Below are 15,863 nucleotides of genomic sequence, written 5' to 3' on the forward strand. Positions count from 1 at the left end.
GCTTGGAGACACCGACAGCACTCGGCACATCAGACGCACCCTGAATGTGCCTTCGTGCGCTTTCATCGTTGCGTACTTCACTTGGGCTGTTTGGCGAAGTACGCCGCCGCTTTTTTTAGGAAAGCGTTCTCCTCCTCCAGACGCGCCACTTCACGTTTGAGCCGTGCATGTTCGGCCAACTCCAAGCGTTGTGCCTGATCGTCCTGGTCGTGCCGCCGCGCCTGGGCGCGCCAACTGTACAGCTGGGCAGGCTGCAACCCCAGATCACGAGCCACCGTGGGTACCCCTTCTGTGGCCGCTCGCAACAGTGCCTGCTGCCTGAACTCCAGGCTGAACTCCTGCCCCTTTCTGCCTGCCTTGCTCTTGGTCATCGTCCACCTCCTATTGCGATAGTTAATCGCTTATAGGGGTGTCCGTGAAACGGGGGCAAGATCACCTGGTCGATCCTTCGCCAGCGCGAGACGAAAACGGTGCGCGCGCCGATCGATTCGGTGGGCCTGCTGTTGCTGGTGGTGGGCGTGGGCTCGTTGCAGTTCATGCTGGACAACGGCAACGACCACGACTGGTTCGCCTCGCCGATGATCCTCACCCTGGGCCTGATCGCCGTGGTGGCGCTCGTGTTCCTGGTGGTCTGGGAGCTGACGGCGAAGCATCCGGTGGTGGACCTGTCGCTGTTCGGCCGACGCAACTTCGCCGTGGGCGTCACGGCGCTGTCGCTGGGCATGCTCGCCTTCTTCGGCATCAACGTGGTGTTCCCGCTGTGGTTGCAGACCACGCTGGGCTACACCGCGACCTGGGCGGGCCTGGCGACGGCGCCAGTGGGCATCCTCGCCTTCATCGTCTCGCCGTTCATCGGTCGCAACATCCAGCGCCTGGAACTGCGTGCGGTGGTGACCTTCGCCTTCCTGGTGTTCGCCTTCACCTCGTTCTGGTTCGCCACGTTCAACAGCAGCGCCTCGTACGCGTCGCTGGTGCTGCCCCGCTTCATCATGGGCATCGCCATCGCCTGCTTCTTCATCCCACTCAACCAGATCTTCCTGTCAGGGCTCCGGCCAGACCAGATCGCGGGCGCCTCGGGCCTGGCCAACTTCTGCCGCACGCTGGCCTCGAGCGTGTCCACGGCCATCACCGTCACGCTGTGGCAGCACCGCGGCGAGTTCCACCACGCCTCGCTGACCGAGTACGTGACCCAGGCCTCGCCGGCTGCCACGGCCTACACGCAGAAGCTGTCCATGATCGGCATCCAGGGCAAGCCGTCGCTGGCCGTGGTCGACCAGGTGCTCAACCGCGAGGCGCTGACCCTGGCGGTGAACGACGTGTTCTGGGGCTGCGCGATCCTGTTCCTCGCGCTGATCCCGATCCTCTGGTTCGCGAAGCCGCCGTTCGGCAACGCGGGTGGTGCGGGCGCACATTAAATCCTCATTAATTGAATCGATCTAAATGTGGTTTGTGAAAACGACAAGGCAATACCATGACTTGTCGTAACTGGTGCGTCGCAATACCTCGTGGTAGCTTTCGCCGCATGGCACAAACCCTACGAATCATTAAGAAGTATCCGAACCGTCGTCTTTACGACACGGAGATCTCGAGCTACATCACGCTGGAGGAAGTGCGCCAGCTGGTCCTCGACGGGGAAACTTTCGAGGTCCGCGACGCCAAGTCGGGCGACGACCTCACCCGTTCGGTCTTGCTGCAGATCATCGCGGAGCACGAGGAACACGGGCAGCCGATGCTGTCCAGCCAGTTGCTCTCGCACATCATCCGCTTCTACGGCGACTCGCTGCAGGGCTTCATGGGGCCCTACCTGGAGCGCAGCCTGCAGGTCTTCCTCGACCAGCAGCAGCAGTTCCGCAACCAGCTCAACAACCTCATGGGCCAGACCCCCTGGTCGATGCTCAACGAGATGACCGAGCGCAATCTCGACGTGTGGAAGTCGATGCAGCGTGGTTTCCTGGACGCCGCCACCGGCCGTCCGAGCGAACCCGTCCGCCCGGCCCCGACGCACACCCGCACGACCAAGAAGCCCAGCTGACCTCCGACGCCGCCGTGGACACTTGATCCCGGCGGCGCTGCGGCGCACGATGCGCTGCCCCGCAATATCGCGTCCCGGACAAGGCAGCCCATGCCCCGTAACGACATCGCCGTGGTCGGCGCCGGCCTCGTCGGCGCCCTGGTCGCCACCCTGCTGACCCAGCGCGGTTTTCGCGTCACCGTCTACGAGAAGCGTCCGGACCCGCGCAGCGCGGGCTTCCAGGGCGGCCGCTCGATCAACCTTGCCCTTGCCGAACGCGGCCTGCATGCCTTGCGCGCCACCGGTCTCGCCGACCAGGTGCTGGCCCTGGCCGTGATGATGCGCGGCAGGATGGTCCACGACCCGGCCGGCCACAGCGGCCTGCAACGCTACGGCGTGGACGATTCCGAGGTGATCTGGTCGGTGTCCCGGGGCGGCCTCAACACCTTGATGCTCGATGCCGCCGAGGCGGCGGGCGCCACCATCCACTTCGACCAGGGCCTCGCGGGCGCCGATCTCGACGCCGGCACCCTCATCCTGCGCGATGCCGACGGCAACGAGCGCACGGTGGATGCCCCGGTGATCATTGGCGCCGACGGCGCCGGCTCCGCCCTGCGCGCCGCCATGCACCGGCACACGCCGCTGGGCGAGCGCGTGGAGGAACTGGGCCACGGCTACAAGGAACTGGAGATTCCGCCCGGCAAGGATCCCTCCCAGCCCTTCGCGATCGAGCGCAATGCGCTGCACATCTGGCCGCGCGGCCATTACATGTGCATCGCCCTGCCGAATCGCGAAGGCAGCTTCACCGTCACCCTGTTCCTGCCGAACGATGGCGAGCACCCGAGCTTCCGCACCATCGCGGGCGCCGGTGCCGCCGAGGCGTTCTTCCGCACCGAATTCCCCGACGCGCTCGCCCTGATGCCGGACTTCGCCGCCGACTGGGCGGAGCATCCGGTGGGTTCGCTCGCCACGCTCTATCTCGACCGCTGGCACATCGGCGGCCGTGCCCTGCTGATCGGCGACGCAGCCCACGCCATCGTGCCGTTCCATGGCCAGGGCATGAACTGTGGCTTCGAGGACGCGGCGGAACTGGCCGAGCTGTTCGCCGCCACGCCGGACGACAGCGCGGCGGTGTTCGCCGAATTCGAATCGCGCCGCAAGCCGAATGCCGACGCCATCGCCCGCATGGCGCTGGAAAACTACATCGAGATGCGCGACAAGGTTGCCGACCCGCACTTCCTGCGGATGCGCGAACTCGGCACCCTGCTCGCCCAGCGCTCGCCCACGCACTACCTGCCGCGCTACCGCATGGTCACGTTCACCCACCTGCCGTACGCGTACGCATTGGAACGCGGCAAGGCGCAGGACGTGCTAGTGGAACAGTTGCTCCGCGGACACGAGAGCGTGGCGACGGTGGATCTCGACGCGGCGGTTCGCACCCTGCAAGCCACGCTCCCCCCGCTCTTGTAGGAGCGCGCTTGCGCGCGATGGGGGGCGCCGCAAGCCCCATCGCGCGCAAGCGCGCTCCTACAGATGTGGCGGCATAGATCACGATATCGAGACATCGAGTGTCGCGGCATGGACAACGTCGCACGCCTCCCGCAACAATCGGCCGATGACCGTCGCCGACACACCTCTCCTCGAAGCTCGCGCCCTTGGCTTCCTCCGCCAGGAGGAGCCCGTGTTCGGGCCCATCGACTTCGAATTGCGCGCGGGTGAAATCGCACTGGTCGAAGGCAACAACGGCAGTGGCAAGACGACCCTGATGCGCGTACTCACCGGCATGCTTCGCGCCAGCGAGGGCGAGCTTCGTATCGGCGGCGGTGCCGGAAGCCTGGTCTTCCTCGGTCATCACCTTGGCCTGAAGACCGACCTGTCCGCGCGCGAGAACCTCGACCTCGCCGTGGCGCTGTACGGTCGTCGCGACGATGTCACCCTGATGTCCGTGCTTGCCGAGGTGGGCCTGGCCGGTTACGAAGACGAACCCGTGCGCAGGCTTTCCGCCGGCCAGAAGAAACGCGCGGCACTCGCCCGGCTGTTGATGCTTCCCGCGACCGTCTGGCTGCTCGACGAACCCTATGCGAACCTCGACCGCGAGGGCATCGCCCTGGTCAATCGCCTGCTCGCCCTGCACGCCGCCCGCGGCGGCGCGGCGCTGGTGACCAGCCACGGCGCCGTGACCTTCGCCGGCGACACGCTGCGCCGCATCCGGTTGCACGCGTGAGGCCAGGCAGCACGTCCTCCGCCTGCGCCGCCCTGTTGCACCGCGACCTGCTCCTCGCCTGGCGGCGCCGGGGCGACATCGCCATGCCGGTGCTCTACGCGCTGATCGTCGGCACGCTGTTCCCGTTCGCCATCGGCCCCGATCCCGCGCTGCTGGCGCGCATTGCGTCGGGCGTGGTCTTCGTCACCGTGCTGCTGTCGATCCTGCTGTCGCTGGATGGCCTGTTCCGCGGCGACATCGAGGACGGCTCGATGGAGCAACTGATGCTGGCACCGCAGCCGTTGGCCCTGCTGGTCGGCATGAAGATCCTCGCCCACTGGATCACCGCCGCCCTGCCGCTGATCGTGGTGGCGCCGATGCTCGCGTCGATGCTGCGTTTTCCGGCAAGCGCCATGCCCGTGCTGGTGCTCGCCCTGCTGCTGTCCACGCCGCTGCTCAGCCTGCTCGGCGCGGTGCTGGTGGCGCTGGCGGGCGGCGCAAGACGCTCTGGTATGCTTCTGGCGCTCATGCTGTTGCCTTTGTGCGTGCCGGTGGTGATATTCGCGGCGGGGGCCGTATCCGCCGCGCAACAGGGCCTGCCCTGGGCCGCGCCGATGGCGTGGCTGGGCGCAGGCCTGGCGATGGCGGTGGTCCTCGGACCCCTCGCCTGCGCCGCCGCACTACGCATCGCGATGGACACCTGACGCAACCCCACGCGTCCCGAATGGGACATACGTGAAGGCACGAACAACGACGAGGGTCGATGGCTAACTGGGTCCCGCTCTGGCTGCACCGGCTGAGTTCACCGCAGACGTTCTATCGCTTCGCAGGCGCGGTGCGCCCGTGGGCGCTCGGTCTCGCGCTCGTGCTCGGCGCCGTCGCGCTCTACGGCGGCCTCTTTCTCGCCCCCGCCGACTACCAGCAGGGCGATGCCTACCGGATCATCTTCATCCACGTGCCCAGCGCCTGGATGAGCCTCTTCATCTACGGGGTGATGACGGTCTCGGCCTTCATCGGCCTGGTCTGGCGCATCAAGCTGGCCGAAACGGTGGCGATGGAATCCGCGCCGATCGGCGCCGCGTTTACCCTCATCACCCTGGTTACCGGCTCGCTCTGGGGCAAACCCATGTGGGGCACCTGGTGGACCTGGGACGCCCGGCTCACCTCCGAGCTGGTGCTGCTCTTCATCTACCTCGGCGTGATCGGCCTGTACCACGCCTTCGAGGATCGCCGCCAGGGCGCGCGCACCGCGTCCTTCCTGGCCCTGATCGGCGCGGTGAACGTGCCGATCGTGCATTTCTCGGTGAACTGGTGGAACACCCTCCACCAGGGCGCCACCATCCGCCTGCTCGGTCCGTCGCATATGGATTCGAGCATGATCTGGCCATTGCTGCTCATGATGGTCGCCACGAAGTGCTACTACGTGGCCAGCTTGTTCGCCCGCGTGCGGGCCGACCTCATCGCCGCCGAAAGCGGCAAGGCCTGGGTGCGCGACCTCGCCCTCGGCACGCAGGAGCGCGCATGAGCGAATCGCTGGCCATGGGCCACTACGGCTTCTACGTCTGGACCGCCTTCGCGGTCTTCTTCATCGTCCTCCTTATCGATTCGCTGGCGCCCGTCGCCCGGCGCCGCCGCAACCTGCGCGATCTCCGCGCGCGGCTCGTGCGCCAGGAAAACCGCCGCCGGCCCGGAACCCCTCCAAGCAATGAATCCCACCCGTAAGCGCCGTCTCTCCATCGTCATTTCCATTGTCGCCGCCACTACCGTGGCGGTGAGCCTCACCGTGTTCGCGTTGCAGCGGAACATGAGCTACCTGTTCACGCCCAGCCAGGTGCAGGAAGGCCAGGCCACGCAGTACCCCACCTTCCGCCTCGGCGGCATGGTCAAGTCCGGGTCCATCCAGCGCGCGGCCGACAGCCTCAAGGTGAGCTTCATCGTCGTCGACGACGGCGGCGCGATGCCCGTGGAGTACACCGGCATCCTTCCCGACCTGTTCCGCGACAACCAGTCCGTGATCGCCACCGGCCGCATGGCCGACGGCCGCTTCATCGCAAGCGAAGTGCTCGCCAAGCACGACGAGAACTACATGCCCAAGGAACTGAAGGACGCCATGGCCAAGGCCCACGACAAGCGCCACATCGAGGCCCCGGCGGACAAGGACGCGGCGAAGTGATCCCCGAACTCGGTCAGTTCGCGCTGATCCTGGCGCTGCTGCTGGCGCTCGCGCAGGGCGTGCTGCCCATCGTGGGCGCCTGGCGCGGCAACGGCGCGCTGATGGCGGTGGCCCGCCCCGCCGCCGCCGGACAGGCCGTGTTCGTGTTCGGCGCGATGGCGATCCTGATCCACGCCTTCCTCGCCTTCGATTTCTCGGTGGCCTACGTCGCCGACAACTCCAACCTCGCACTGCCCTGGTACTACCGCATCACGGCGGTCTGGGGCGCGCACGAAGGCTCGATGCTGCTGTGGGTGTTCATCCTCAACGTCTGGTCGCTGGCGCTGGCCGCCTTCAGCCGGCACCTGCCCGAACCCTTCGTCTCCCGTGTGCTCGGCGTGCTGGGCCTGATCGGCGTGGGCTTCCTCGCCTTCATCCTGTTCACCTCCAACCCCTTCCTGCGCGAGCTGCCGATGCCGGCGGACGGTGGCGACCTCAACCCCGTGTTGCAGGACCCGGGCATGACCTTCCACCCACCGGTGCTCTACATGGGCTACGTGGGTTTCTCGGTGGCTTTCGCCTTCTCCATCGCGGCCCTGCTGGGCGGTGAACTGGAACAGGCCTGGGTGCGCTGGGCGCGTCCGTGGACGAATATCGCCTGGGCCTTCCTCACCATGGGCATCGTCGCCGGCAGCTGGTGGGCCTACGCGGAATTGGGCTGGGGCGGCTGGTGGTTCTGGGACCCGGTGGAAAACGCCTCCTTCATGCCGTGGCTGGTCGGCGTCGCGCTGATCCACGCACAGGCGGTCACCGAGAAGCGCGGCTCGCTGCCTGCGTGGACGGTGCTGCTCTCGCTGTTCGCCTTCTCGCTGTCGCTGCTGGGCACCTTCCTCGTGCGATCCGGTGTGCTGACCTCAGTGCACGCCTTCGCCTCCGATCCGCGTCGCGGCCTGTACATCCTGGGTTTCCTCATCGTCGTGATCGGTGGCTCGCTGTTGCTCTACGCCATCCGTGCGCCGAAGGTCGCCACCGGCAAGCCGTTCGCCGCGCTCTCGCGCGAGACCGGCATCATGGTCGCCAACCTGCTGTTCACCACGGCGGCGGCCATGGTCCTGCTCGGCACGCTGTTCCCGCTGATCGGCGACGCCTTCAACCTCGGCCGTGTCTCCGTGGGGCCGCCGTACTTCGGCTTCCTGTTCGTGCTGCTGATGGCACCTGCCGTGTTGCTACTGCCGTTCGGGCCGTACCTGCGCTGGGGGCACGCGGAAGGTCGCCACCTCACCGCCATGGCGCTGCGTGCCGGCGTCGCCGCCATCGTCTGTGCCATCGCGGCGATGTGGTTCGTCGACGGCAAGCTGCGCGCCATCGCAGGTGTGGCCGGCGCCGTCTGGGTGGGTGCGGGCACGCTGGCCTACGTGGTGAAGCGCTGGCGCGAGATGCCGGCCGGTCGTCGCTATCCCGCCGAAATGGCCGGCATGCTGGTCGCCCATGCCGGCATCGCGATCTTCCTGATCGGCGTGATGCTCTCCGAATCGCTCAGCACCGAACGCGACGTGCGCCTCGCGCCGGGCCAGACGGAAACCGTGGGTCGCCTCCAGTTCCGCTTCGAAGGCGTCCGTGAAACCGCAGGCCCCAACTGGCAGGCCGACGAAGGCGTGGTCGTGGTGCTTCGCGACGGCGACACGATCGCCACGCTGCATCCGCAGAAGCGCACCTATTCGCGTGGACAGGTGCAGAGCGAATCCTCGATCGACCCTGGCCTGTTCCGCGACATCTACGTCGCGCTGGGCGAGCCGATGGACGCCGCGCACGCCGAAGGTGCCTGGGCCGTGCGCCTGTATCACAAGCCCTTTGTGCGCTGGATCTGGCTGGGTGGCCTGTTCATGATGCTGGGTGGCTTCCTCGCCGCCGGGGAGCGTCGCTTCCGTGCGAAGAAGGCACCGGCCGCCGCGGTCGCGAAGGAGTCCGTCGCATGAGCCGGCTGATTCCGTTGATCGCCTTTCTGGTGCTGGTCGGCCTGTTCGGCTTCGGCATCTGGTGGAACACGCAACACGACCAGCACGAGATCGTCTCGCCGCTGATCGACAAGCCCGCCCCCGCGTTCGCCCTGCCCACGCTGGCCGACCCCGGCCATACGGTGGACAAGGCCTCGCTGATGGGCCGGCCCTATTTTCTCAACGTCTTCGCCAGCTGGTGCATCGAGTGCGTGCACGAGCACCCGCAACTGCTGGGCGAAATGAAGCAGCTCGGCCTGCCCCTGGTCGGCATGAACTACAAGGACGATCCGCAGGAAGCGATCGCGTGGCTGCGCGAGCATGGCAATCCGTTCGACACGATTGTCACCGATCGCGACGGCCGCGCCGGCATCGACTTCGGTGTCTACGGCGCGCCGGAAACCTTCCTCATCGACGCGCGTGGCGTGATCCGCTACAAGCACGTCGGTCCGATCACGCCCGAGGTGATCGACGGCGAGATCCGTCCCGCGCTCGCAGCGCTGGCGAAGGAGCGGTCGTGATGCGCGGCTTCGGTCGCGCGCAAGGCGCGCTCCTACAGGGTGGCCGCGAATCGTGTAAGAGCGCGCCTTGCGCGCGACCGCTCCTCGCGCTGCTCCTCATCCTCCTGCTCTGGCCCATCCTGTCGATAGCCCAGGCCATCCAACCCCTCCCCTTCCGCGACCATGCGGAAGAACTGCGCTTCCAGAAGCTCAGCACCGAACTGCGTTGCCCGATGTGCCAGAACGAAACGCTGGCCGACTCCAATGCGCCCATCGCGCACGACCTGCGCCGGCAGATCTTCGAGATGATGCAGGCGGGCAAGAGCGACGACGAGATCAAGGGATATCTCGTCGACCGCTACTCCGATTTCGTGCTCTACAAGCCGCCGGTGCGGCCTTCCACGTGGCTGCTCTGGTTCGGCCCGCTCGCGCTTCTCGTCATCGGCGGCGGCGTGGTCTTCGTACAGGTGCGCCGTCGTGCGCGCACGCAAACCGATCTGGCCAACGCGCCATCCGACAACGGGGACGACTGGTGACCGTCGCGTTCTATCTCATCGCCGCGGCCATGCTGGCCGCCGCCCTCGCCTTGCTCCTCGTCCCGCTCGTGCGCCACGGCCGCAAGCAGGGGCGTTCGCGTGGCGTGTTCGCTCTCGCCGTCGTCGTCGCGCTGGCCGTGCCGCTGGCCAGCGTGGGCATCTATGCGCTGGTCGGCACGCCAAAGACGCTCGCCGGTGTCGAACCGGCGAAAGAGCTGACCATCGACCAGGCCCTCGCCAGCCTGCACGAGCAGCTCAAGGCGCATCCCGACGATGTCTCCTCGTGGCTGATGCTGGGCCAGACCTACACGATGCTCAAGCGCCCAACCGACGCCCGTGATGCCTACGACGGCGCGCTCAAGGCCGACGCCAGGAATGCCACGGCCATGGTGGGCTGGGCGGAAGCGGATTCACTGGTACGCGACGACCATCGCCTCGAAGGACGCTCGCGCGAACTGCTCGACGCCGCGCTGGCGATCGACCCGCAAAACCAGCGCGCCTTGTGGCTGCTGGGCATCAGCGACTTCCAGCAGGAACGCTACGCGGAAGCCTCGGCCACCTGGAAGAAACTCCAGCCGCTGCTCGACCCGGATTCCAACGTGGCACGCGCCGTGGCGAAACAGATCGCGCTGGCGGACGAACGCGCCGCCGCTCACCCGTAGACTCGATGCCGCCCCTACCGAAGGGGTGGGAGCCGACCGTGTCGGCGATGCCTGCGAAGCGAGACCCAACATCCTCGCAAGCACCCATCGCGGATACGATCCGCTCCCACCAAGCACTCCTATGGTGAGGTGATCCCGGCAAGGATCAGGTCGATGCCGGTCAGGAAATCCTCGCGATCGTCGTGCGTACTCATACGCTCGGCGATGGCACGCGTGAACGGAAACGCGTCCGCGTCCAGCGCCGACCACGTCGCCGCCACTTCCGCCAGGAAGGCTTGCCGATGGATATCCTTCGCGCGGGCGAACTGCATGTTGGCCGCGTTCTGGCCGCCCACGCCGAGGATGTAGCTCAACAAGGCCGACACCGTCGCCCATTGCCGTTCCTCCGGCACACCGAGCGCGACGACGGACTGACCTAGACGCTCCAGGATGCGCACCGCCGGCAACTGGCCTGGCGCCATCGTCAACGCCGAACCGATCCATGGATGCGCGGCCATCGCGTCGAAGATGCCCAGAGCGACGGCACGGATCGCACCCCGTGGATCCGTGCCCGGCACGATGTCAGCCATCGTCCGCTCGACGATGGCATCGCAGGCGGCGGTCATCAGGTCGATCTTGTCAGCGACGTGCCAGTAGATGGCGCCCGGCCCCGTGGCGAGACGCTCCGACAGCGCACGAAAGGTCAGCCCGGCCTCCCCGCTGGCGTCCAGCAGTTTGATCGACGCGTCGACGATGCGCTCGCGGGAGAGGGACGCCTCCCGGCGCGGGGTTCCACCTGATTTCCTGACCATGGCCCATCTTGACACGAATGGAATGGCGTTCCAATCTTTGTGGAACACCATTCCATACCGAGCATTCCGATGACCTCTTCCATCGCCATCGTCGGCGCGGGCCTCGGCGGCCTGCTGCTGGCACGCGTCCTCCATGTCCATGGCATTGCGGCGACCGTCTACGAGGCGGAGCCCTCGGCGGCCGCACGAGGCCAGGGCGGCATGCTCGACATCCACCACGACACAGGCCAGCCCGCGTTGGCCTCCGCGGGCCTGACCGCCGCCTTCCTGTCCATCGTCCATGCGGGAGGCCAGGCGGCGCGCACGCTCGACAAGGATGGGCAGGTGCTGCTCGACCAGCCCGACGACGGCACGGGCAACCGACCCGAAGTGCCGCGAGGCGAACTGCGACGGATCCTGTTGGAGTCGCTTCCTGCCGGCGCCATGCGCTGGGGCATGAAGCTCATCGAGGTCGCCTCGCTGGGCGATGGACGGCACACGCTACGTTTCGCCGACGGCTCGACGGTGGCCGCCGATCTCGTCGTGGGTGCGGATGGCGCCTGGTCGAAGGTGCGCTCGCTCGTTTCCGACGCCACGCCGGCCTATACCGGAACATCGTTCGTCGAGACCTGGCTGTACGATGCTGACACCCGCCACGCCGCGAGCGCGCATGCCGTGGGTGGCGGCGCGATGTATGCCCTGGCCCCCGGCAAGGGCATCCTGGCCCACCGCGAACCGGACGGCGTGCTTCACACCTACGTCGCTCTGAAGCGGCCGGAAACCTGGATCGCCCGCATCGACACAGCGGAGCCGCAGGCCGCCATCGACGTGGTCGCCGCCGAATTCGCCGACTGGGCGCCGGCCTTGCGGGCGCTCATCACCGACGGCGACACGCCTCCCGTGCTGCGAATCCAGCATACCCTGCCCGTCGATCACCGCTGGGATCGCACGGCCGGCGTGACGCTGCTGGGCGACGCCGCGCACCTGATGCCGCCCTCCGGCGAGGGCGCAAACCTCGCCATGCTGGACGGCGCGGAACTGGGCGAGGCGATCGCCGCTCATCCCTGCGATATCGAGGCGGCGCTCGCCGCCTACGAAACGACGATGTTCGTTCGCAGCCAGGCCGCCGCGGCTGAAGCGGTGACCTTGCTGGACAGGCTTTTCGGCGACGGCGCGCCGCATAACCTGGTCAGGCTTTTCACCCAGGGACACTGGGACTGACAGACGCCGCGGCGGGCAAGACGGATACGTGCACGACCGGTTACGCTTCATGCTTTGACGCAACGAGCGATTCCATGGGCGACGCACGCCGATACCACGATCTGTCCTCACCGTTCCGCATGAAACGCGGTGGCGAGCTGCATGGCGCACGGGTGGCCTTCGAGACCTGGGGCGCGTTGAACGACGCGAAGGACAACGCGATCCTTATCCTCACCGGCCTGTCGCCCAGCGCGCATGCCGCATCCAACGCCGTCGATCCGTCGCCGGGCTGGTGGGAGGAGATGATCGGTCCGGGACGCGCCTTCGACACGGATCGGCATCACGTCATCTGCGTCAACTCGCTCGGCAGCGACAAGGGCTCCACCTGCCCCGCATCGATCGATCCTGCCACCGGCGAGCCGTATCGCCTCGGCTTTCCCGAGCTGTCGCTGGAAGACGTCGCCAATGCCGCGCACGAAGTGGTGACGGGACTGGGCATCGCGCAGCTGGAATGCCTGGTCGGCTGCTCGATGGGCGGCATGAGCGCGCTGGCGTACATGATCCTGCATCCCGGTTCCGCGCGGACGCACATCAGCGTCGACACGGCACCGCAGGCGCAGCCGTTCGCCATCGCCATCCGCTCGCTGCAACGCGAGGCGATCCGCCTCGATCCGCAGTGGAACGAGGGACGCTACGACGGCGAGCAATGGCCGGAACACGGCATGAGCATCGCTCGCAAGCTCGGCGTCATCACCTATCGCTCGGCGATGGAATGGAACGGCCGCTTCGCGCGCATCCGCCTCGATCCGGAGCAGCGCGAGGAGAACGAGCCGTTCGGCTTCGAATTCCAGGTGGAGTCTTACCTCGAGGGCCACGCCCGCCGCTTCAACCGCCAGTTCGACCCAAACAGCTACCTCTACCTTTCGCGTGCCAGCGACTGGTTCGACGTGTCCGAGTACGGCGACGGCGACGTGATGCGCGGCCTGGGCCGCATCGCCGTCGAGCGGGCCCTGGTGATCGGCGTGAGCACCGACATCCTGTTCCCCCTCGAGCAACAGGAAACCATCGCCAAGGGCCTCGAAGCCGCAGGCGCCCAGGTGGAGTTCGTAGCGCTCGATTCGCCGCAGGGACATGACGCGTTCCTGGTGGATATCGAGAACTACAGCCGGGCGATCGGCGGCTTTTTGGGCTCGCTTTCGTAGAGCATCGCGCGCAAGCGCGCTCCCACAGGGGGCTGTTGTAGGAGCGCGCTTGCGCGCGATGGCCTGTGGCCCCAAAGGGCGCCCACGACCCCACCCTGCTATCATCCCCCCGTCCCGCACGCCCCCCGCGCGGCCCCGTCTCAAGAGGTCCGTTCCCATGATCACGGTCGAATTTCCCGGCTGTCGCAAGCTGATCGAGGCCATCGACGCCTCCGTCGCCCAGCCCACCGTCCCCCAGATCACCGATACCTTGCGTACCAAGCTCTGCGAGCTGATCCGCTCAAAGGAAGTCGAGCTTCCGGCCTGCGTCTTCGAAACCGCCGGCGACCACTACGCCCGGCGTGAGCTTTACCGCAGCGACGATCACGGCTACAGCGTCGTGGCGATGACCTGGGGCCCCGGCCAGGGCACCCTGATCCACGATCACAGCGGCATGTGGTGCGTCGAGGGCGTCTGGAACGGCGCGCTCGAGATCGTCCAGTACGAAAAGCTCGGCCACGAGGCCCAGCGCTACCATTTCCGCCCCGTCGGCTCCATCCAGGCCGGCCCCGGCTCCGCCGGCAGCCTGATCCCGCCGCACGAATACCACACCATCCGCAACCCCAGCAGCGACGCCGTGGCGGTCAGCCTGCACATCTACTCGGGTCGCATGACCCAGTGCGCCGTGTTCAATCCCGAAGGCGACGACTGGTACCAGCGCACCGAACGTCAGCTAGGCCTCGACCGCGTCCACTGAATCACGCATAATGCGCGTCCCGTGCCGGAATGGCGGAATCGGTAGACGCAGCGGACTCAAAATCCGCCGCCCTTAAAAGCGTGTGGGTTCGAGTCCCACTTCCGGCACCAAAGATTTACGCGTTTTTTTGAACTTCGCGTTGGTCCGCAATTCGATAGTTGGTCCGCAATTCGTGTCGCCGCCCTCACCTCGCGGGCGGCCGATTCGTCGCAAGATCTGCGACAGGTGACGGGCAACATCAGGCCCATGCGCCAGCGATATCCCTCCCGCAGCAACAAGCCCGCCATCACCGACAAGCGCCTCTGGTGTGAGAAACACCAGACCTCCTACGGCACGCACATGCGCGCCGGATCTCGCATCGTTCGATCGGGTGGCTGCACTGTGTGCAATCGGGAACGCGTCGCCGAATGGGAGCGAATCAACGGTCCGCTGTCGAGGCCATGATCAATCGATCATTCTCAAGCCCAATAGGGCAGGTACTGCATGAATTTCTTTGATCGATTCTCTGGGTCGGCTGGCTTGATCAGGCCAGCGTCCATCGCTTGCTGAATAAGGACCGATACCATCGATCGCCTTCCCTCAGGCATTCGAAGGCGCTCCCTCAACGACTTGTTCGTCATAAAACTTCCGGCGACGCAGTGGATCACGGCATGCTGGTAGCAGGCTTGGAGTCGTTCATTTACCGTCATCTGCGCAAATTGACGCGGTGCGTATAGCGTGACCTTGAAAGAGTTCTGCTCAGCATCGAATCGAATCGGAGGAAGGCCATACATCTCGATTTCTACTCCCGCGCGATATAAGCCCGACCCACGCTCTTCGCAAATGTGATACAGCCGGAAGGCCTTTGCTAGCTTCTCATTCCGCGACTCAGATGAGGTCGATAGCAAGCGCTCGATTCTCTTTGAGGGAAGTAAGCCGCCAGGGTTCGAGACCTCGATGCGATCTGAAAAGATCTCTACCTTTGGACCTGCTCCGGAAACCGAAAAATCCTGATGAATAAGCGCATTGGCAATAATTTCTCTAAGCGCAATCTCCGGATACATTGGCATTTTTCGACGAAAGGCCTTGTCGATTACCTCGCTCTGTGGCAACTGGCCAGTCACATAGCCCATGAGCCCCTCAAAGCTAATCGCATATCCTTTTTGGCCGACCTGCTCGCGAACAGCCTTCACACGAGTGGTTCCGTCATAGACGATAACGCGCATCGCTTTGCGCGAGATGTCGCCGAATTCATCGAGGTGGTGAGCGGCGGATATGGCGCCTAGGTTCGTCACGGATCCTCCGCCTCTTGGATCTCGTGCGATCAACCCCTGATCTTCAAGAAACGAAAGCATCTCCCCTGGACCACCAGGGGTTTGCTTGCGCTCGAGTAGACGGATGACTCCAGTCGAGTCCAGCTTTGTCAGTATTTCCTCGTCGCTCAAATAGACCGATGCAGACAGCTCCTCCCATCGGGGGGTGCGGCTGTGAAGCATCAAATTTCCGATCTCTGGGCGAGAAGCTTTTCTAGTGGACCCACCTGTCCTAATGAAGGCATGGTCCATGGGCTTGCCCCGAATCGCGACGGGCTTTACCTGTGACTCATGTATGAAGACGAATAGCAGATGATCTTGCCCCTGATTTACGGACACCTATCTAAGCGACATTGGCCAGCTTGTACTGCTCTGGGCTGAGGTAGCCCAGGGTCGAGTGCAGCCGGATCCGATTGTAGTCAACCTCAATGTAGTCAAACACATGAGCCTTGGCCTGCTCCCGTGTGGCGAGGTGTTCACCATGGATGGCCTCGACCTTCAGACTGTGGTTCCAACTCTCCATTGCTGCGTTGTCGTAGCAGTTGCCTCTGGCACTCATGCTGGCGATCAAAGCGTATTGCTCCAACAGGGCGCGGTGCTCGCGC

Annotated in this window: 19 protein-coding genes and 1 tRNA gene; 16 read left to right on the forward strand and 4 right to left on the reverse strand. The window is 65.7% G+C overall.

What is annotated here, in order from left to right; genetic code table 11:
- Positions 1-77: 77 nt before the first annotated feature.
- On the reverse strand, positions 78-371 hold the full coding sequence (locus GAK28_RS24295; RefSeq protein ID WP_291785381.1) for a transposase: 294 nt from the start codon (positions 369-371) through the stop codon (positions 78-80).
- 72 nt (positions 372-443) lie between these two features.
- Here GAK28_RS24295 and GAK28_RS24300 point away from each other — a divergent pair, with 72 nt between their 5' ends.
- The 12 genes from GAK28_RS24300 to GAK28_RS24355 all read left to right on the forward strand — a co-directional run bounded on the left by GAK28_RS24300 (position 444) and on the right by GAK28_RS24355 (position 10,058).
- The gene (locus tag GAK28_RS24300; protein ID WP_291785425.1) at positions 444-1,415 is read left to right on the forward strand and encodes a DHA2 family efflux MFS transporter permease subunit; all 972 of its coding nucleotides are present in this window, start codon (positions 444-446) and stop codon (positions 1,413-1,415) included.
- A 107-nt stretch (positions 1,416-1,522) separates the two neighbouring features.
- On the forward strand, positions 1,523-2,032 hold the full coding sequence (gene phaR, locus GAK28_RS24305; protein WP_291785384.1) for a polyhydroxyalkanoate synthesis repressor PhaR: 510 nt from the start codon (positions 1,523-1,525) through the stop codon (positions 2,030-2,032).
- Between the two features lie 90 nt (positions 2,033-2,122).
- Positions 2,123-3,481 carry an NAD(P)/FAD-dependent oxidoreductase gene (locus GAK28_RS24310; RefSeq protein WP_291785387.1) on the forward strand — a complete coding sequence of 453 codons (1,359 nt, stop codon included), beginning with the start codon at positions 2,123-2,125 and terminating at the stop codon, positions 3,479-3,481.
- A gap of 145 nt (positions 3,482-3,626) precedes the next feature.
- The gene (ccmA, locus tag GAK28_RS24315; RefSeq protein WP_291785390.1) at positions 3,627-4,235 is read left to right on the forward strand and encodes a heme ABC exporter ATP-binding protein CcmA; all 609 of its coding nucleotides are present in this window, start codon (positions 3,627-3,629) and stop codon (positions 4,233-4,235) included.
- The gene (ccmB, locus tag GAK28_RS24320; RefSeq protein ID WP_291785393.1) at positions 4,232-4,918 is read left to right on the forward strand and encodes a heme exporter protein CcmB; all 687 of its coding nucleotides are present in this window, start codon (positions 4,232-4,234) and stop codon (positions 4,916-4,918) included. The genes ccmA and ccmB overlap by 4 nt, the downstream gene beginning before the upstream one ends.
- Before the next feature lie 59 nt (positions 4,919-4,977).
- Complete coding sequence (locus GAK28_RS24325; RefSeq protein WP_291785396.1) at positions 4,978-5,739, forward strand: heme ABC transporter permease; 762 nt, start codon at positions 4,978-4,980, stop codon at positions 5,737-5,739.
- Positions 5,736-5,936, forward strand: a complete 201-nt coding sequence (gene ccmD, locus GAK28_RS24330; RefSeq protein WP_291785399.1) for a heme exporter protein CcmD — start codon at positions 5,736-5,738, stop codon at positions 5,934-5,936. Before GAK28_RS24325 ends, ccmD begins: the two co-directional genes overlap by 4 nt.
- Positions 5,920-6,387, forward strand: a complete 468-nt coding sequence (gene ccmE, locus GAK28_RS24335; RefSeq protein ID WP_291785400.1) for a cytochrome c maturation protein CcmE — start codon at positions 5,920-5,922, stop codon at positions 6,385-6,387. Before ccmD ends, ccmE begins: the two co-directional genes overlap by 17 nt.
- Complete coding sequence (locus GAK28_RS24340) at positions 6,384-8,342, forward strand: heme lyase CcmF/NrfE family subunit (protein WP_291785402.1); 1,959 nt, start codon at positions 6,384-6,386, stop codon at positions 8,340-8,342. The genes ccmE and GAK28_RS24340 overlap by 4 nt, the downstream gene beginning before the upstream one ends.
- Entirely contained in the window at positions 8,339-8,881 is a 543-nt protein-coding gene (locus GAK28_RS24345; protein WP_291785404.1) for a DsbE family thiol:disulfide interchange protein, read from the forward strand. Before GAK28_RS24340 ends, GAK28_RS24345 begins: the two co-directional genes overlap by 4 nt.
- Entirely contained in the window at positions 8,881-9,396 is a 516-nt protein-coding gene (locus GAK28_RS24350; protein ID WP_291785406.1) for a cytochrome c-type biogenesis protein, read from the forward strand. Before GAK28_RS24345 ends, GAK28_RS24350 begins: the two co-directional genes overlap by 1 nt.
- Complete coding sequence (locus tag GAK28_RS24355; protein WP_291785409.1) at positions 9,393-10,058, forward strand: tetratricopeptide repeat protein; 666 nt, start codon at positions 9,393-9,395, stop codon at positions 10,056-10,058. The genes GAK28_RS24350 and GAK28_RS24355 overlap by 4 nt, the downstream gene beginning before the upstream one ends.
- Positions 10,059-10,177: 119 nt before the next feature.
- Here GAK28_RS24355 and GAK28_RS24360 read toward each other — a convergent pair whose 3' ends face one another.
- Positions 10,178-10,849 (reverse strand): TetR/AcrR family transcriptional regulator C-terminal domain-containing protein, encoded by a 672-nt coding sequence (locus GAK28_RS24360; protein ID WP_291785411.1) that lies wholly within the window; start codon positions 10,847-10,849, stop codon positions 10,178-10,180.
- A gap of 69 nt (positions 10,850-10,918) precedes the next feature.
- On the opposite strand from GAK28_RS24360, the gene GAK28_RS24365 reads away from it, so the two are divergent.
- From GAK28_RS24365 to GAK28_RS24380, 4 genes are all read left to right on the forward strand, one after another.
- Positions 10,919-12,049 (forward strand): NAD(P)/FAD-dependent oxidoreductase, encoded by a 1,131-nt coding sequence (locus GAK28_RS24365; RefSeq protein ID WP_291785413.1) that lies wholly within the window; start codon positions 10,919-10,921, stop codon positions 12,047-12,049.
- Between the two features lie 74 nt (positions 12,050-12,123).
- Entirely contained in the window at positions 12,124-13,230 is a 1,107-nt protein-coding gene (locus GAK28_RS24370) for a homoserine O-acetyltransferase (RefSeq protein ID WP_291785415.1), read from the forward strand.
- A 157-nt stretch (positions 13,231-13,387) separates the two neighbouring features.
- Positions 13,388-13,966, forward strand: a complete 579-nt coding sequence (locus GAK28_RS24375) for a cysteine dioxygenase family protein (protein ID WP_291785418.1) — start codon at positions 13,388-13,390, stop codon at positions 13,964-13,966.
- Positions 13,967-13,989: 23 nt separating this feature from the next.
- A tRNA-Leu gene (locus tag GAK28_RS24380) sits at positions 13,990-14,076 on the forward strand.
- Between the two features lie 348 nt (positions 14,077-14,424).
- Here the strand turns inward: GAK28_RS24380 and GAK28_RS24385 are convergent.
- Together GAK28_RS24385 and GAK28_RS24390 are read right to left on the reverse strand one after the other, a co-directional pair.
- On the reverse strand, positions 14,425-15,441 hold the full coding sequence (locus GAK28_RS24385) for an ATP-binding protein (protein ID WP_291785420.1): 1,017 nt from the start codon (positions 15,439-15,441) through the stop codon (positions 14,425-14,427).
- Between the two features lie 160 nt (positions 15,442-15,601).
- Positions 15,602-15,863, reverse strand: a 262-nt coding sequence (locus GAK28_RS24390; RefSeq protein ID WP_291785422.1) for an IS3 family transposase, incomplete at its 5' end; no start/stop codon positions are given.

Source organism: Luteibacter sp. (assembly GCF_009912395.1).
In the GTDB taxonomy this organism is placed as follows: Bacteria; Pseudomonadota; Gammaproteobacteria; order Xanthomonadales; family Rhodanobacteraceae; genus Luteibacter.